At 41.4% G+C, this 16,311-nt stretch carries 19 protein-coding genes and 1 tRNA gene; 10 read left to right on the top strand and 10 right to left on the bottom strand.

The features are described from left to right. Nucleotides 1-179: 179 nt before the first annotated feature. Nucleotides 180-887, top strand: coding sequence for a photosystem II biogenesis protein Psp29 (gene psb29, locus NOS7107_RS12475; protein ID WP_015113336.1), 708 nt, complete (start codon nucleotides 180-182; stop codon nucleotides 885-887). Nucleotides 888-930: 43 nt separating this feature from the next. Here psb29 and NOS7107_RS12470 read toward each other — a convergent pair whose 3' ends face one another. Next, entirely contained in the window at nucleotides 931-1,719 is a 789-nt protein-coding gene (locus NOS7107_RS12470) for a hypothetical protein (RefSeq protein WP_015113335.1), read from the bottom strand. A 379-nt stretch (nucleotides 1,720-2,098) separates the two neighbouring features. Then, complete coding sequence (locus tag NOS7107_RS12465; RefSeq protein ID WP_015113334.1) at nucleotides 2,099-2,398, bottom strand: 30S ribosomal protein PSRP-3; 300 nt, start codon at nucleotides 2,396-2,398, stop codon at nucleotides 2,099-2,101. Nucleotides 2,399-2,596: 198 nt separating this feature from the next. On the opposite strand from NOS7107_RS12465, the gene NOS7107_RS12460 reads away from it, so the two are divergent. Then, the gene (locus NOS7107_RS12460) at nucleotides 2,597-3,385 is read left to right on the top strand and encodes a TIGR01548 family HAD-type hydrolase (protein ID WP_015113333.1); all 789 of its coding nucleotides are present in this window, start codon (nucleotides 2,597-2,599) and stop codon (nucleotides 3,383-3,385) included. A gap of 165 nt (nucleotides 3,386-3,550) precedes the next feature. Here the strand turns inward: NOS7107_RS12460 and NOS7107_RS12455 are convergent, their stop codons facing one another. Continuing rightward, entirely contained in the window at nucleotides 3,551-4,357 is an 807-nt protein-coding gene (locus tag NOS7107_RS12455) for a tetratricopeptide repeat protein (protein ID WP_015113332.1), read from the bottom strand. Between the two features lie 133 nt (nucleotides 4,358-4,490). Beyond that, a complete protein-coding gene (locus NOS7107_RS27820; RefSeq protein ID WP_015113331.1) occupies nucleotides 4,491-4,688 on the bottom strand; it encodes a DUF4351 domain-containing protein in 198 nt (65 codons plus the stop codon). 12 nt (nucleotides 4,689-4,700) lie between these two features. Here NOS7107_RS27820 and NOS7107_RS12445 point away from each other — a divergent pair, with 12 nt between their 5' ends. After that, on the top strand, nucleotides 4,701-5,207 hold the full coding sequence (locus NOS7107_RS12445) for a helix-turn-helix domain-containing protein (protein ID WP_044499669.1): 507 nt from the start codon (nucleotides 4,701-4,703) through the stop codon (nucleotides 5,205-5,207). Beyond that, nucleotides 5,198-5,734 (top strand): IS630 family transposase, encoded by a 537-nt coding sequence (locus NOS7107_RS12440; RefSeq protein WP_083889664.1) that lies wholly within the window; start codon nucleotides 5,198-5,200, stop codon nucleotides 5,732-5,734. Before NOS7107_RS12445 ends, NOS7107_RS12440 begins: the two co-directional genes overlap by 10 nt. 168 nt (nucleotides 5,735-5,902) lie before the next feature. Here NOS7107_RS12440 and NOS7107_RS28565 read toward each other — a convergent pair whose 3' ends face one another. After that, nucleotides 5,903-5,977, bottom strand: coding sequence for an Rpn family recombination-promoting nuclease/putative transposase (locus tag NOS7107_RS28565; RefSeq protein ID WP_253274557.1), 75 nt, complete (start codon nucleotides 5,975-5,977; stop codon nucleotides 5,903-5,905). 84 nt (nucleotides 5,978-6,061) lie between these two features. Then, the gene (gene ruvB / locus NOS7107_RS12435) at nucleotides 6,062-7,162 is read right to left on the bottom strand and encodes a Holliday junction branch migration DNA helicase RuvB (RefSeq protein WP_015113330.1); all 1,101 of its coding nucleotides are present in this window, start codon (nucleotides 7,160-7,162) and stop codon (nucleotides 6,062-6,064) included. A gap of 157 nt (nucleotides 7,163-7,319) precedes the next feature. Between ruvB and hisF the strand changes: the two genes are divergently transcribed. The 3 genes from hisF (at nucleotide 7,320) to NOS7107_RS12420 (ending at nucleotide 8,557) form a co-directional block, all read left to right on the top strand. Further along, on the top strand, nucleotides 7,320-8,093 hold the full coding sequence (hisF, locus tag NOS7107_RS12430) for an imidazole glycerol phosphate synthase subunit HisF (protein WP_015113329.1): 774 nt from the start codon (nucleotides 7,320-7,322) through the stop codon (nucleotides 8,091-8,093). A gap of 104 nt (nucleotides 8,094-8,197) precedes the next feature. Further along, entirely contained in the window at nucleotides 8,198-8,389 is a 192-nt protein-coding gene (locus tag NOS7107_RS12425; protein ID WP_015113328.1) for a hypothetical protein, read from the top strand. Nucleotides 8,390-8,484: 95 nt separating this feature from the next. Further along, nucleotides 8,485-8,557: transfer RNA gene (locus NOS7107_RS12420), tRNA-Ala, on the top strand. 110 nt (nucleotides 8,558-8,667) lie between these two features. On the opposite strand, the gene gndA is transcribed toward NOS7107_RS12420, so the two are convergent. Next, nucleotides 8,668-10,098 carry an NADP-dependent phosphogluconate dehydrogenase gene (gene gndA, locus NOS7107_RS12415; protein WP_015113327.1) on the bottom strand — a complete coding sequence of 477 codons (1,431 nt, stop codon included), beginning with the start codon at nucleotides 10,096-10,098 and terminating at the stop codon, nucleotides 8,668-8,670. 335 nt (nucleotides 10,099-10,433) lie between these two features. On the opposite strand from gndA, the gene NOS7107_RS12410 reads away from it, so the two are divergent. Then, on the top strand, nucleotides 10,434-11,132 hold the full coding sequence (locus tag NOS7107_RS12410) for a Ycf66 family protein (protein WP_015113326.1): 699 nt from the start codon (nucleotides 10,434-10,436) through the stop codon (nucleotides 11,130-11,132). 90 nt (nucleotides 11,133-11,222) lie between these two features. Here NOS7107_RS12410 and NOS7107_RS12405 read toward each other — a convergent pair whose 3' ends face one another. From NOS7107_RS12405 to NOS7107_RS29390, 3 genes are read right to left on the bottom strand one after another with little or no spacing between them, the layout of a single operon-like run. Next, a complete protein-coding gene (locus tag NOS7107_RS12405; protein ID WP_015113325.1) occupies nucleotides 11,223-11,573 on the bottom strand; it encodes a type II toxin-antitoxin system HigA family antitoxin in 351 nt (116 codons plus the stop codon). 23 nt (nucleotides 11,574-11,596) lie between these two features. Next, on the bottom strand, nucleotides 11,597-11,845 hold the full coding sequence (locus NOS7107_RS12400) for a DUF4926 domain-containing protein (RefSeq protein WP_015113324.1): 249 nt from the start codon (nucleotides 11,843-11,845) through the stop codon (nucleotides 11,597-11,599). Nucleotides 11,846-11,872: 27 nt separating this feature from the next. After that, entirely contained in the window at nucleotides 11,873-12,523 is a 651-nt protein-coding gene (locus NOS7107_RS29390) for a DUF6883 domain-containing protein (protein ID WP_015113323.1), read from the bottom strand. A 166-nt stretch (nucleotides 12,524-12,689) separates the two neighbouring features. Between NOS7107_RS29390 and ileS the strand changes: the two genes are divergently transcribed. Together ileS and NOS7107_RS12385 are read left to right on the top strand one after the other, a co-directional pair. Next, entirely contained in the window at nucleotides 12,690-15,572 is a 2,883-nt protein-coding gene (gene ileS / locus NOS7107_RS12390; RefSeq protein ID WP_015113322.1) for an isoleucine--tRNA ligase, read from the top strand. A gap of 483 nt (nucleotides 15,573-16,055) precedes the next feature. Further along, entirely contained in the window at nucleotides 16,056-16,244 is a 189-nt protein-coding gene (locus NOS7107_RS12385; protein WP_015113321.1) for a hypothetical protein, read from the top strand. Nucleotides 16,245-16,311: the final 67 nt, after the last annotated feature.

The raw sequence follows: 16,311 nt of genomic DNA, 5'->3' as shown, positions 1-16,311 counted from the left end.
GCTGCTTGGGTAGAGTATTCAGACTTCAGGATTATGTTTTCAGACTGCACCAATAAAATTGATCCCCCTTATGCTACCAAATTAACCAAAGATTCTGATGAGAAACCCGAACTTGGCAAAGTAGCCTTTAAGGGAGACAATAAAATAACTTCGCCCTTAACATTCTTAATATTTTCTTTGTGAATAACGTCCGTACTGTCTCTGATACAAAGCGAACTTTCTACTCCTTACATACCCGTCCCATCAACACAATCTATCGTCGGGTAGTAGAAGAGTTGATGGTGGAAATGCACCTGCTATCAGTAAATGTTGATTTTAGTTACAATCCAATTTATGCCTTGGGCGTTGTCACAACTTTTGACCGCTTTATGCAAGGCTATCAACCGGAACGAGACAAAGAATCAATTTTCCAGGCTATCTGTCAGGCTGTAGAGCAAGAAGTGCAACGCTATAGACAAGATGCTGAAAGATTGCAAGCTTTGGCAAAAAGTTTAGCAGCTAATGATTTAATTGCTTGGTTGAGCCAAACTAATCATTTAAATCAAGATCCTGATTTACAATCACAATTGCAAGCGATCGCCAATAATTCTCAATTTAAATACAATCGCTTGTTTGCTATTGGTCTATTCTCTTTATTGGAGCAATCTGACCCAGACTTGGTTAAAGATGAAAAGCAACGTACTGACGCAATCAAAACTATTGCGGCTGGTCTGCATTTATCTGAGGACAAACTCAGCAAAGATTTAGAGTTATATCGCTCTAATCTAGAGAAAATGTCGCAAGCACTGGTGGTAATGGCAGATATGATATCGGCCGACCGTAAAAAACGCGAACAACGCCAACAACAATCTACTATGCCAGTCACTCCCCCTACTGCTAACGAATAATTAACAGTAATCAATAGTTCATCACTCAAAATCTGTAGTTTATTTAATCCTTTGGAGGAAAAGTAATTTTGTTTCCCGTTGGGGTATTAATTACCTTTCCTCCCAAACTCTCGATTTCTTTCACAACTCTTTTCCGAGTTTTTTCATCAACTCCATTATTTAATACAATTGCCCAGGTGGCAATTCGTGCGTACCTGCTATCAGGGTTTTGGCTCAAGAATACAGCAGTTTGATGAGAATTCTGAGCCATATATTTACTTTCAGGATCTGAATATTGATTAGCCCAATTTGCCGCCGTATTGAAAGAATTTTGCGCGGCTTGAGAATTCCCTAAAAATAATAATTCATCAGTGCCTTTATAACGCCATATATAGTATGATTTTTCGGGAACTTGGGGCGTAATAGAATGTAGACCCTCCTGAATCAATTTGATAGAGCGTTCTGGCATCGCAGCATACATAGAAGTACTAGTAGAAAGGCTGATATAAGCCCCTAAAAATCGTGGGTCATGTTTAATAATAATTTCAAAATATTCTGGGCTAAGACTGTAACCTGTTTTTTCTCGAACCTCGTCATCTCCAAAGTACTGTAAGAAATTCAAATACACCCAATTAGCCATAAAATTGTCATAGCCAAAACTAGGTAACTTTTTCAATAAACTCAGACGCAGATGTTCAGTTTGAATATCTTGTTCTAAAATTTCTAAAGAGGTAGCTTGTTTGTTAATTAACAGTGATTGTAGTCGCGGGAATTGAAGGGCGCTAACTCCTAATACACTCAAACAGGCTACTAAAGGGGTAATTAAAGCTTGGTAAGAGAAACGCAACAACATACTGGGCTATTTTTTGCACTTATGATCAACCCATTGTATGCAATCTTACTTGTATGTAGTGGTAATTTTAAATAATTTGTCAGTTGTTTTTTATACAAACAATTTATCTGGTCTGTATGAATAAAAAGAGTCCATCAGCTGTAGAGAAGCGATTAATCACGTCTCTACAGATAATCTATTGTTCCATTCTTTTTTTAGATTTGGGAAGCAATACCAATTTGCTCAACAAAGAAAGAGCAATAGAAATTTAGTAGATAGAATCAACATTTTTTGCTGCTGTTTGTAAACCCTGTTGCCCAACTTTTTGATTGTGACAGCAGGGACAAGAGCAGCAAATGATGAACACCTGTAAAGTAGCAAAACAGCTAATTGTGCAGTATCAAGCACTACCTGTGAAAGCAACTTCGGGAAACTTCAATTGAGCTTCTGCCATTGGACGGTTTCTACCTTCCTCTTGCCAGTAGTTAATCACCTCGGTTGCTTTGTTAAGCAATTCAACGCGATCTAGCTCAGTAATCCAGTGCTTGGATTCGAGTTCTTTTTTTAACTCTTCCCAAGCATCATTTCTGGGCCAGAAAAAGTACTTCGTTAAAGGACTGGTACCTTTACCTACAACTTGGTCAACTGCTAGGGCAACGTTATCTTCCAACCAAAGAATTTTTAGAATGAACTTGGTCAATCACACCTCCGGGAAATATCCGGGCATTACTTACTAAGTTTGCGATTGCTTATTGTAACTTAATATCTAACTCAATGACTAAACCGTAATTAGCAATTAGCTTTTTCAGGGAGTGGAGAGTAGAAAAGAAGTGTTTATGATGAATACTTATCCAATTTAAAATCGGAAAAGCTTAAATTTTTCTTTATCTACCCAACCATGACAGCACAAGCTTCAGCACGATCGCTCGTTGTTTTTGATATTGATGGTGTTGTGCGCGATGTTAGCGGTTCTTATCGCCGCGCGATCGCCGATACTGTAGAGTATTTTACTAACGCCGCATATCGTCCCACACCGTTAGATATTGACCGACTCAAATCTGAAGGTGTTTGGAATAATGATTGGGAAGCGTCCCAAGAATTAATTTACCGCTACTGTGAGTCTCAAGGACAACAACGAGATCAAAAAAAATTAAACTACAACACTATTGTTACTTTCTTTCAAGCTCGTTATCGTGGCCCAGACCCAAATAATTTCACAGGATATATTTGTGATGAACCTTTATTGTTAAACTCAGAATATCTCCAGCAACTGACCCAGGCTGGGATTGCTTGGGGATTTTTTAGCGGTGCGACTCGCGGTTCTGCGAATTACATCTTAGAAAAACGTTTGGGTTTGCAATCTCCAGTGTTAATTGCGATGGAGGACGCACCCGGTAAACCAGACCCTACAGGATTGTTTGTGACCGTTGACAAGTTAGATAATGAACAAAACAACACCCCAGTAATTTATGTGGGCGATACTGTAGCTGATATGTATACAGTTGGTAAAGCGCGAGAATTGCAGCCGCACCGGACTTGGATTGGTGTTGGAGTGTTACCACCCCATGTCCAGGAAACAGCAGCACGCTCTCAAGCGTATAGTGAAATGCTCCAAAAAGCTGGAGCCGCGGTAATTTTGCGTAATGTTGAAGAGTTAAATCCTGCCAAGATTGCAGAACTATTGTAGTGATGAAATACTAACTAGCTGGCCTTGGGAATATTCAGTTGAGAATGCGATCGCTTTTATTCCCAATCCCTCAAAATTTAGTTAATTATGGCAGTCAATCGTCAACCAATTTTAGATTTTGGATTTACTGCACCCATCAAGGGATGCAGCTTGGGGATTTTTAGATTACTGAAGTTTCAAAAACTTATCTAAAGCAGCCACCATAGTAGGCGGCCAGCGGCGGATATTTTTCACCCAGTCAATATCTTTGTAACGTTGATCTAAACCATAAGCGGCTACCCAATTACTCTCTGCTTCGCCTTTCTGCCCATTTACCCAGTAAGCAGCGGTTAAAGCAGCACGTACATCAGCAAATTTGGGATATTTTCGGGCAATATTTCGCATTTCGCGGATTGCTGTCTCTATTTGACCAGTTTCATATAAAGCGATCGCATAATTAGCACGAGCAAAGGCAAAATTGGGTGCAATTTCGTTAGATTTTTGATAATCTGCGATCGCATCGTCCCATTTTCCTAAACCTGCTTTGGCATTACCGCGATTGTTATAGGCCATTGCATCCTTTGGATCTAATTCTAGGACGTGGTTATAGTCTGCGATCGCCTGATCCCATTTTCCTAAACCTTCTAAAGCTGTACCCCGATTTAAATAGGGATCTGTCACATTGGGGGCCAATTCTACCGCTTTGTTGTAGTCTGATAGTGCATCTTTTAGCTTATTTTGACTCACCCGCGAATTTCCGCGATTACTCCACGCACCCGCATTGGTGGGAAATTTCTCAATAATTTTTGTCCAATATTTTTCAGCCTTGGCAAAATCACCCTGATTTGTCGCTGCAAATGCTTGATTTGCCCATTCATCCCCTTGTTGGAGTTCTTCCGGTGTGAATGTCGCTTGTTGGGATTGTGCGATGACTGGTTGACCCCAGCCAAACACAAGTAACAGACAAAGAACAAAACTAATTAACTTAATCATCTGGGTTTACCTGTGTCTATCTGCAGTGGAGATTCCACCGTTTATCATGGCGAAAACTGTCTCAGACAGCAAGCTAATACCGCCAGACTTTCAGCATAGCCAATAAAATTAAAACCAGACAATCGCTACTTATTTAATTTCCCACCGCCTCTAACCAAACCTGCACATCTGCAAGGTTGCCAAAGTCTAATAATGCTTCGCTCAAATCTTCCAGAATAAGTAGGGGTAAAGAGGAAATGTGCGATCGCATTTCCGTTGATAACTCTCCAAACCGCTTATACCAATTTGAAAAAAGAATGCGACAAATGGTAAAAATAGACAGAAGTAGCATTCAGGGTATGTGATGGTAGGGGTAACACAAATCGAGATAGAAGAAAGTGTCGAGGAACTAGAGAAGTTGCTCAAACATCAAAAACAGTCTCGGAGCAAAGAACGTATACAAGCCCTATATCTGATTAAAGGGCAAGAAATGAGTGTAAGTGAGATTGCTAAAATCTTGGGAAAACATCGAGCTACAGTACATCGATGGTTGGCAGATTATCGAGAAGGAGGAATTGAGGCGGTTGTTGAATTTGGAACGAGTTCAGGTCGAAAAAGAGCAATACCAGATTGGGCTGTATCGAGTTTGAAAAAACAACTCGAACAACCAGAAGGTGGGTTTCAACGGTACACACAAATACAACATTGGTTAGAAAAAACCTTGGGTGTGCAAGCTGAGTACGCAACTGTACATCATCTGGCACGTTACAGGCTCAAAGCCAAGCTGAAAGTCCCACGTCCGCGTAACCGAAAACAGGACGAAGAAAAACTAGAGTCTTTTAAAAAAAACTCGGTGATGACTTGCAATTAATTGCTCAATACAGTGCCATTATCTTGCCTCAGTACGAAAATATTCGTTATTTTGTACAAGATGAGAGTCGATTTGGACTCAAAACCATTGAAGGACGTAAAATTACTCTTCCCGGAGTTAAGCCTATTGGTGATTGGCAGTGGCAATTTAAAGCGTTCTGGCTATATGGAGCAGTTGAACCACTTACTGGGGAAAGTTTATTTTGGCAGTTTTCTCATGTTGATACCGAATGCTACCAACAATTTTTGAACGAGTTCGCTGCCTGTTATCCCAAATCACTTAACATTCTCCAAGTTGATAACGGCTTATTTCATCAAGCTAAACGTTTACAAATTCCAGAGAATATTGTTCTTTTGTTCCAGCCTGCTCATTCTCCTGAACTCAATCCCATAGAGCGCGTTTGGGAATATCTCAAGCAAGACTTGAAATGGGAGCTATTTGATAACAGGCGAGCATCTGCAAACCAAGGTTGCTCAACTCCTAGCTCTCCTCACTCCTCAAATTGCTGCTTCTTTGACTGGTTATGACTTCATCCTCAATGCCTTATCTGTCGCAAACATTTTTTGAATTGGTATTAGTTAAGATTCGGATAATCAAGTTAACAGCTTCTTCCGTTCTTCCTTCTTCTTTAATTTCACGGTAAACTCTTGTTTCTTGGAGCGTTATTCCTCACATCGACTCTACCTCGGCTCGACTTAATATTTCAATAGTTCAAATAATAAACTGGGGGATTGTTGAAAGAGTTTATAGAAAATCGAATCTCGGCGCATGAAGCATTCTATATTTGATCTGTTCAGCCTGCGATCGCATCATCTCACATTCCCCAAAGCATGATGCGATCGCACTCTGTCACTTTATAAAATAGACAACTGCTCATTGGGTGGCTTGAATCCCAAATGCTGATATGCAGCTTTTGTGGCGATCCGACCGCGCGGTGTCCGGCTTAAATAGCCAATCTGCATCAAGTAAGGTTCATATACTTCTTCAATTGTCTGGGTATCTTCCCCAGTCGCTGCGGCGATGGTTTCTAAACCCACAGGGCCACCATTGAAATTTTCAATAATGACACTGAGCATTTTGCGGTCTGTCCAATCTAAGCCGCAGGGGTCTACTTGGAAGAGTTGTAGTGCTTCAGCAGCTATGCTTTCGGTAATTTCTGTTAGTTTTTTGACTTCTGCAAAATCACGTACTCGTTTAAGAAGCCGATTAGCGATTCGTGGTGTACCTCGTGAACGGCGGGCGATTTCCGTCGCACCATCGGCTGTCACGTTGGTTTGTAGGAGTTGCGAACTGCGAAGAACAATTTGGCTCAATTCATCCACTTCATAAAAGCGTAACTTCTGCACTAAGCCAAAGCGATCGCGCAAAGGTGAAGTCAAAGCACCAACACGGGTTGTCGCGCCCACTAAGGTAAATTTCGCCAGTGGTAAACTTCTAATCCGCGCACTAGTACCCTTGCCAATGGTAATATCTAAGCGATAATCCTCCATAGCTGGATAGAGAATTTCCTCAGTCATCCTGGAAAGACGATGAATTTCGTCGATAAATATGATATCTCCGGGTTTCAGGTTCACCAATAGCCCGACAATATCTCGTGGACGTTCTAGCGCTGGCGCACTCGTAATCTTATAGTTAACACCCATTTCTGATGCTAAAATCATTGCCATTGTCGTTTTACCCAATCCTGGCGGGCCATACAACAACAAGTGATCCAGGACTTCACCCCGTGATTTTGCGGCTTTGATGGCAATTTCTAGCACATCCTTTAAGTCTTTCTGCCCAATGTAATCGGCAAATCGCTGTGGTCGAATACTCTCTTCTGGTTTTCCTTGTTCATCAACAGCGGCTTCAGGCTGCAATATAGTTTCTTGGGAAGATGCTTTTACTGATTCCCTCGGCTCTTTGGGTGGTTTATTGGGTTCAGGAGGCTGTTTTTTCGAGGAGATTATCGCCATAATTCAGCTATTAACTTTGACTTGAGGACTGGTTGAGCGCCATCGATATCGCAATATTTGAGAATAAACCTCAGATGCGAAAATTTTGGGTTGGGAAGACACGTACCAATTTAAAATTTAAATTCCAGACATTGAAGCAAGGAGTTGAGAATTTACTATGTTGTCTAAAAGGATCTTACCCTGCTTGGATGTGAAGGCGGGACGGGTTGTAAAAGGAGTTAACTTTGTCAATCTCCAAGATGCCGGTGATCCGGTTGAGTTGGCAAAGGTTTACAACGATGCTGGGGCAGATGAGTTAGTGTTTCTGGATATTACAGCCACTCATGAAGACCGAAATACAATTCTCGATGTAGTTTACCGCACGGCAGAGCAGGTCTTTATTCCGCTAACTGTAGGCGGCGGTATCCAAACCTTAGAAAATGTTAAAGCTTTGTTACGGGCTGGAGCAGACAAGGTTAGTATTAATTCTGCGGCAGTACGTGACCCAGACTTGATAAATCGGGCGAGCGATCGCTTTGGTAATCAGTGCATAGTAGTTGCAATTGATGCCAGACGCAGGGTTGATCCTGAAAATCCTGGCTGGGATGTGTACGTGCGTGGTGGGCGGGAAAATACAGGTTTAGATGCCCTCAAATGGGCGGCTGAAGTTGAACAACGTGGTGCAGGAGAACTGTTAGTTACAAGTATGGATGCTGATGGGACTCAAGCAGGCTATGACTTAGAGTTAACTAAAGCGATCGCCCAATCAGTCCAAATCCCCGTAATTGCTTCTGGGGGTGCAGGTAATTGTGAACATATTTATCAAGCTGTAACTGAAGGTAAAGCAGAAGCTGCGTTATTAGCATCATTACTGCACTACGGGCAATTAAGCGTCTCAGAAATTAAGAATTATTTGCGCGATCGCCACATACCAGTACGTTTGTACCCATAAGCCGAAAGATATTATTAAATCCTTGTGACTGCCACCCAAATTGAGTCCAGTTCTTGAAAACGATGTTAATATTATTTTACAAGTATTAATAAATATTAAGAAATATGTTGATCCCTATTTTATTATTTGATGTAGCGCTGGTGGCATGGTCGCTACATCTTATGGAAAAAGCCTACGAGAATAAAGAATTTTCTCTGATGTTAGCAGGGACATTGGTAGCGCTTGCCGCTGCTGCTATGTTAGTAGTCTACTTTCTTATGGGTCACTGTATGACCTACTTATTACAAGTTTCATAGATAGTTCTGTGTCATAAATTAAGTATTTATATTCATTGCACAGAGAAGACTTGACAAATGAGAAATTATTAAGGCAAAATTAACAATGGATTTTCGGGGTTATAGCTCAGTTGGTAGAGCGCTGCAATGGCATTGCAGAGGTCAGCGGTTCGAACCCGCTTAGCTCCATAACAGTTTTTCAAAAGAAAGAGACTCTGAACTTCAGAGTCTCTTTCTAATCTTCAGCTAACAGTAATTTAAACTTTCACAAGATGCTCATAACTTAGAGGAGCGAAAGTTTACTTTGTGGCTTCCGTGATGGGAACCCATTCAGTGTGGAAACTACCTGGTTTATCGAGACGTAGATAGGTATGTGCGCCGAAGTAATCGCGTTGTGCTTGAGTGAGGTTTTGGGGCAAGCGATCGCGGCGATAGCTGTCAAAATAATCTAAAGATGCGCTAAATGCTGGTACAGGAATACCCAATTTTGCAGCAGTTATGATTACTTCCCGCCAAGCTGTTTGTCGATCGAGAATTGTTTGCTTAAATTCAGGAGCCAATAGCAAGTTAGGCAATGCGGGATTTTCGGTAAATGCCTTCTTAATTTTATTCAAGAAGCCAGCACGAATAATACAACCACCTTTCCAAATCCGGGCTAATTCACCCAAATCCAAATTCCAATTATATGTTTTGGAAGCTGTAGATAGTAGAGCCATCCCTTGAGCATAAGAACAAATCTTAGAGCAATACAAAGCATCCCGAACTTTGTTAATAAACTCTTTGGTAGTACCGTCATATTTGCCGCTGGGGCCTGTGAGTTGCTTGGATGCGGCTATCCGTTCATCTTTAATAGAAGAGATAATCCGAGCATTTACGGCTGCTGTAATGGTGGGAATCGAAACTCCTAATTCCAAAGCAGTTTGTACAGTCCAGCGACCAGTTCCTTTTTGACCTGCTGCGTCCACAATCAAATCTACCAGGGGTAGACTGGTTTCTGGGTCAATGTAGGGGAAGATATTAGCTGTAATCTCAATCAAAAATGAATTGAGTTCGTCAGTGGTGTTCCATTCAGCAAACACTTCGTGAAGCTGATTGTGGTCGAGTCCACCAGCATTTTTCAGCAAGTCGTAGGCTTCAGCAATCAGCTGCATATCGCCGTACTCAATGCCGTTGTGTACCATCTTCACATAGTGACCGGAACCACCAGGGCCGACGTAGGTAACACAAGGGCCGTCATCAACTTGGGCAGCAATTTTATTGAAAATTGGTGAGAGATACTCATAAGAACTTTGGGTACCACCAGGCATCAGAGAAGGGCCGTTTAATGCGCCTTCTTCACCACCACTCACACCCATACCGAGAAACCGCAGACCTAGGGGTTCTAGTTCTTCGGTACGTCTTTGGGTATCTTCAAACCAAGAGTTGCCACCATCAATAATGATATCGCCTTCGTTTAGCAAAGGTTTGAGCTGCTGAATCACCGCATCCACGGGTTTACCAGCTTGTACCATTACTAGAATTTTGCGGGGACGTTCCAATGCTGCAACGAATTCTTCTAAAGTAAAGGCTGCTTTAACGTTCCGCCCTGGCGCACGCTCGGCCATGAAAGCATCGGTTTTTTCGCGGGAGCGGTTGTATACTGCAATTGGAAAACCATTACGTTCTACATTAAGAGCGATATTCTCGCCCATAACGGCTAATCCAATCACACCAAAACTTTGTAGTGTCATAACTAGTTTGGCTAACTCTTGCAGATTCTTTCATCTTTTAGGGTAATCCGAGAGTTTCTCTTATCCCCTAAAGAAGACATTAAGAGTTACTGTCATTAGTAAAAGCTCAGAACTAACATCACATATAACAAGTTTTAAATTGTATCTAAGTCAACAATTGTGCTGCAAAATTTGCAAAATTGGAATATCTAGTTTAGGGATAAGGGGACAGGGATTAGTAATTAGGAATTAAATTCAGAATAATTTTTCCTTAAATTCAGATTAATTTTTCTAGTGCCTAGTACCTAAAACTCAATACCCAATCCCAATGAAAAATAGTTAAGGAGTAACCAAAAATGCTGGCATACGTCCTAGCTTTGGTGGTCGGTCTTGGTAGTTTATCACTCTACGTATCAGCTTTCTTTTTCCCAGAGATCCATCGCAAGAATGATTTTATTTGGAGTGGTATTGGACTGTTTTACGCTTTAGTTTTATGGGTGTTTGCGCCACATATTGGCGGAGGATTATTACTAGGCCATGTGGCTAGTGTGGCTCTTTTAGTATGGTTTGGCTGGCAAACTTTATCACTGCGGCGACAAGTCACTCCGCAATTACAACAAACTCCAGTACCTAGTTCGGAAGCTGTGAAAACCTCCCTACAAGAACAGGTGACAAAATTATCTATTCCAGAACGCCTTGGCAAGTTACAACAAAGTTTGAGTAGCACCTTTGGCGGTGTGAAAGACAAAGTACAACCATCTGTCAGTAAAAATGTACCAGTAGAGAAACCTGCTGTTGAGATTATTGACAAAACTACACCTATCTCAGAACCTGCTGCTGAAGAAGTACCTGCAACTACAGCTGCTACATCTGTAACTGAGACTGTTCCAGAAGTAATTCCACCCCATCCCCCATCCCCGGAATTGGTGGAAGCCGCACAAGTACATCCTGAAGCGGAAAATAAAGAACCTATCCCTGTAGAAGAAATTGCGCCGGATGCGGTGCTTGCTCCCCCCGCGGAAGCTCCAACGGAACAAATACCGCCAAATAGTTAGATGAGCTAAATTGAGTTAAACCCAGCTTGAATTTAATATCATGTTGGGTTTTTTGTATCCAAGTGGCGATCGCACAAATTAAACTAGCTACTAGATAAACAATGCTGGAGAAACATGAAAAAATTCTCCTAGGGCTTTTGCTTGAGCTTTACTAATTGCTCTGTTACCGTTCACAACTTCGGAAACCACGCCTTTAGAACCAATAATTCCCACTAAGTCAGATTGTTTAATTCCTCGCGCTTCCATCAAATGCTTAAGAATTGCATGAGGTGATGATGGTTCAAGGGGATAGTTTTTGTTTTCAAATTCTTCAATGAGAGTCACTAACAGCTGTAGTATGGCGGTTTGTTCTGGTGTACGATTTTTACACGCCATCAATTTTTCTACAGTTTCTAGAGTGCGATCGTATTCTTCTTCTGTTGTAATAACTTGAGGCTTCATGTTTGAAACTCGCCTACACTCAGTTATGCTGTAACCATCTCTGCTACTGAACTAGGTGATGCTGGCTCAAAATGTAAAACCATAATTTGCTCTGGACGTAAACCAACAGATTCGTAGGTTTGACCATTGCGATCGCTAAATTCGACTTCAAAAGCATCACCATCCGCTAATATGTCAACTATCGTACCAACTTGACCACGCAACAAATTATATTCAGGCAGATCAATTGTGAGTGCTACTATATCTAGCAACTTTGGTGTACTTTTACTCATTTTAGATAGACTCGATACATTACAACATTACAATAAAGGATAGCAGCTGGTTAATCTGGGAATATCAGAACCATCTTCTATAATCCAACCAGTGCGAATGGTTGCAGTTCTATCTTTGCTAGTCAGAGGGAAATCTAAAGTATAACGTTGTCCATATTGATCACACCGATTTAAGCTGACTTCATAAATTCTGGCTGCTGTCAAAATAACTTGGCGTAATTCCTCAGCATTGTCAGCCGTTATACCCAGCATAGATGAAAAAAGACGAGCTTTATCCTTTCCTTTAGAATGCTCTGGATTGAGACAATATTCACGTAGTTTACGAATATCAACAACTGCATTTTCTGAATTTGGAAGTAAATTTAAATTCACAGGTAATTTAGTAATTTCTTCATGATTGAATCCCCTCTCTTCAAATTTTTTACGGTACTCAGGTTCTTCCATTAGAAATAATGAAATATCCCTTAAGAAAAGTTTTGTATTCCATTTTCTTTGACTCAACAATTTATCAGCTTGTTCTTGTCCCATGATTTCTGCGAATAGCTGATATATTTCTCTATCGCTAATGTCTTGTTGATTAGCAAGCGCATCATAACCTTCTTTGATATAGTTATTCATGGCGGTGAGAGCTTTTTCAATCTCTTCTTTCAAATTCTCTTCTTCATCTGGGTTTGTCATATATATTTTATTGAGTAACTATACTTATTAATAATTGTATAAATTACATTATAATTAAATGCCTATTACTTATTATGCGCTGGGATGAGCAAAACAGATAATTTTAGACTTCCTGCCATCTTCTATAATTGATAAAACCTGCACATATATTCTTAGGCATGAAGCTGTGACGGAAACTGGAAGCTACAAAGACACTGTAAATCTACCTAAAACTAATTTTGAGATGCGGGCTAACGCCATCAAGCGTGAACCTGAAATTCAAAAGTTTTGGGCAGACAATAAAATTTTTGAACGCCTGTCGCAAGAAAACCCAGGCGAATTATTTATACTGCACGATGGCCCTCCCTACGCAAACGGCTCTCTGCATATTGGTCATGCCTTAAATAAAATTCTCAAAGATATTATTAATCGCTACCAGTTGTTACAAGGGCGGAAGGTTCGTTATGTGCCTGGTTGGGACTGTCACGGCTTGCCAATTGAACTGAAGGTTTTGCAAAATCTTAAGTCGGCAGAACGGCAGAGTTTAACGCCTTTGCAGTTGCGCCAAAAAGCGAAAGAGTTTGCTTTAGCAACGGTAGATGACCAACGTAAAAATTTCCAACGCTACGGTGTTTGGGGTGACTGGGATAACCCATATCTGACGCTGAAGCCGGAATACGAAGCCGCGCAGATTGGTGTATTCGGACAGATGGTGTTAAAAGGATACATCTATCGCGGGTTGAAGCCAGTTCACTGGAGTCCAAGTTCTAAGACGGCGTTGGCTGAGGCGGAGTTGGAATATCCAGAAGGGCATACTTCGCGGAGTATTTATGCTGCGTTCCCTGTGACTGGTTTGTCGGAGGCGGCAAAATCAGTGTTGGGAGAGTATCTGCCTGAGTTGGGTGTGGCTGTGTGGACTACTACGCCTTGGACAATTCCCGGTAACTTGGCTGTGGCGGTGAATGGGGATTTGAATTACGCGGTGGTGGAAGTCTCACGCAGAGACGCAGAGGCGCAGAGAGGATTTAAGTATTTAATCGTGGCGGCGGATTTGGTGGAACGGTTGGCGGCTACTATTTCGGCTGAGTTGACGGTGAAGGCGACTTTTAAGGGTAAGGAGTTAGAACATACTACTTACCGTCATCCTTTATATGACCGGGAAAGTCCGGTTGTAGTTGGGGGTGACTACATTACTACTGAGTCGGGTACTGGGTTGGTGCATACTGCCCCTGGTCATGGTCAAGAAGACTACATTGTAGGTCAGCGTTACGGATTGCCGATTCTTGCGCCAGTGGATGATAACGGCAACTTTACCGAAGAAGCGGGACAGTTTGCGGGGTTAAATGTGCTGGGTGACGGAAATCAGGCGGTCATTGATGCGCTGACGGCTGCGGGTTCGCTGTTGAAGGAGGAAGCTTACGCCCACAAATATCCTTATGACTGGCGGACGAAGAAACCAACGATTTTCCGGGCGACAGAACAGTGGTTTGCTTCGGTGGAAGGATTTAGGGATGAGGCACTAAAGGCGATCGCATCTGTAAAATGGATACCAGCCCAAGGTGAAAATCGCATCACGCCAATGGTGGCGGAACGTTCTGATTGGTGTATTTCTCGTCAACGTGCTTGGGGTGTACCAATTCCTGTATTCTACGATGAGGAAACGAACGAACCTCTGTTAAATGAGGAAACTATTAACTACGTTCAAGCTATCATCGCTGAAAAGGGTTCTGATGCTTGGTGGGAATTGTCTGTTACTGAATTATTACCAGAATCCTATAGAAATAATGGTAGGTCTTACCGCAGAGGTACAGACACAATGGATGTCTGGTTTGATTCTGGTTCATCTTGGGCGGCTGTGGCCAAGCAACGCCCAGAGTTACGCTACCCCGCCGATATATATTTAGAAGGTTCCGACCAACATCGAGGTTGGTTCCAATCAAGTTTGCTCACTAGTGTTGCTGTAAATGACATTGCGCCTTACAAAACTGTGTTAACGCACGGCTTTGCTTTGGATGAGCAAGGGCGGAAGATGAGCAAATCAGAAGGAAATGTGGTTGACCCCAATGCCATCATTGAAGGCGGGAAAAATCAAAAATCAGACCCAGCTTATGGTGCAGATGTCTTGAGATTGTGGGTATCATCGGTAGACTATTCTGGTGATGTCCGCATTGGGAAAAACATCATCAAGCAACTGAACGATGTGCGCGGTAAGATTCGCAATACAGCGCGGTTTTTGTTGGGTAGCTTGCACGATTTCGACCCGGAAAAAGATGCAGTACCTTTTGAAGATTTGCCGCAGTTAGATAAGTATATGCTGCACCGCATTCGTGAGGTGTTTCAAGAAGTAACGGAAGCGTTTGATAGTTTCCAATTCTTCCGTTTCTTCCAAACTGTGCAGAATTTCTGTGTGGTTGATTTATCTAACTTCTATTTAGATATTGCTAAGGATAGGCTATACATCAGCGCGTCGAAATCTTTCCGCCGACGCAGTTGTCAGACAGTCATACACGTTGCTTTAGAAAATTTAGCACGAGCGATCGCACCTGTTCTCTGCCATACTGCTGAAGATATCTGGCAATATCTCCCCTACAAAACACCTTACAAATCAGTATTTCAAGCTGGTTGGGTGCAGGTAGAGGATAAATGGGACAATCCCGAATTAGGGGAATTTTGGGAAACATTACGACAACTCCGCACCGACGTTAACAAGGTTTTAGAACAAGCCAGAATCGAAAAAATGATTGGTTCTTCCCTGGAAGCTAAAGCTTTGATTCACTTACCTCATAAACAGTTGGGTGATGCTATCAAAGCCTTTAATCCTGTTAGCGGTAACGGTATTGACGAATTGCGGTATTTGTTGCTGACTTCTCAAGTGGAAGTCTTAGATTCGCCGGAAAAATTGCAAGGATTAAAATATACCGTTCAAACTGTAGACTGGCAAATTGGAGTAGCAAATGCCGATGGTGAAAAATGCGATCGCTGCTGGAACTACTCAACCCATGTGGGAGAATCAGCAGAGCATCCGTTGTTGTGCGAAAGATGCGTTTCTGCCTTATCTGGTGCATTCTAATTTATTGTTGAACAGTGAATTGGATTAATCTAACCCCTTTCCGATATGGAGAGGGGTTTAAATATTTTTAGTTTTGAGAAAAGTCAGGCGATCGCTATATTTGGCAAATAATAGGCACAATCAGATTCATACAAGAAGTATATATCCCCATCTATGTTATCTTCTATCAACCCAGAAATTCAGCAAAAATCTGGCGCAGATTCACAAATAATCATGATTACTGCCATAAATCTCATCAATTTTTGCTTTTATTGCTTTAATTTAGAATTTTCAAAGCATTAGTAAATTAACGTATTGATTTGCATAAGTATTGATCTGCTTATTCTAGTGAAAAAGAAAGGCGATCGCTCTTTAAAATTGCGATCAGTTGAATACTTAAGAAAGCCTTAAGTATTTTAATATATCTATCTCAGGTGTAAGTAAATAAATATAAGGTTTTGTGAAATATGGAGATACACATAAATTTTTTTAGGAGCTATTAAAATGCAGAATTTACGGATTAACTCCACAATTTCCAAATCATTGATTCCCGAAAACCGGACAAAAAAGCTGACAAGTTTAATAGAATGGTGCAAAATTGTTCATGCTTGCATAGAATCGGGGCAAATAGATGATGCCAAGATTTTTTTAGAGCAAGCAATTCATGAAGCTGAAATGCCAAGTAGAGAATAAATTAATTGATATCGGCATCAAGTCAAACTGGAAATGCTAAACAGACTCAATATACTTACGAAATACG

Source organism: Nostoc sp. PCC 7107 (genome assembly GCF_000316625.1).
Lineage (GTDB): Bacteria > Cyanobacteriota > Cyanobacteriia > Cyanobacteriales > Nostocaceae > Nostoc_B.
This window is presented reverse-complemented; position numbering and strand designations above follow the sequence as displayed.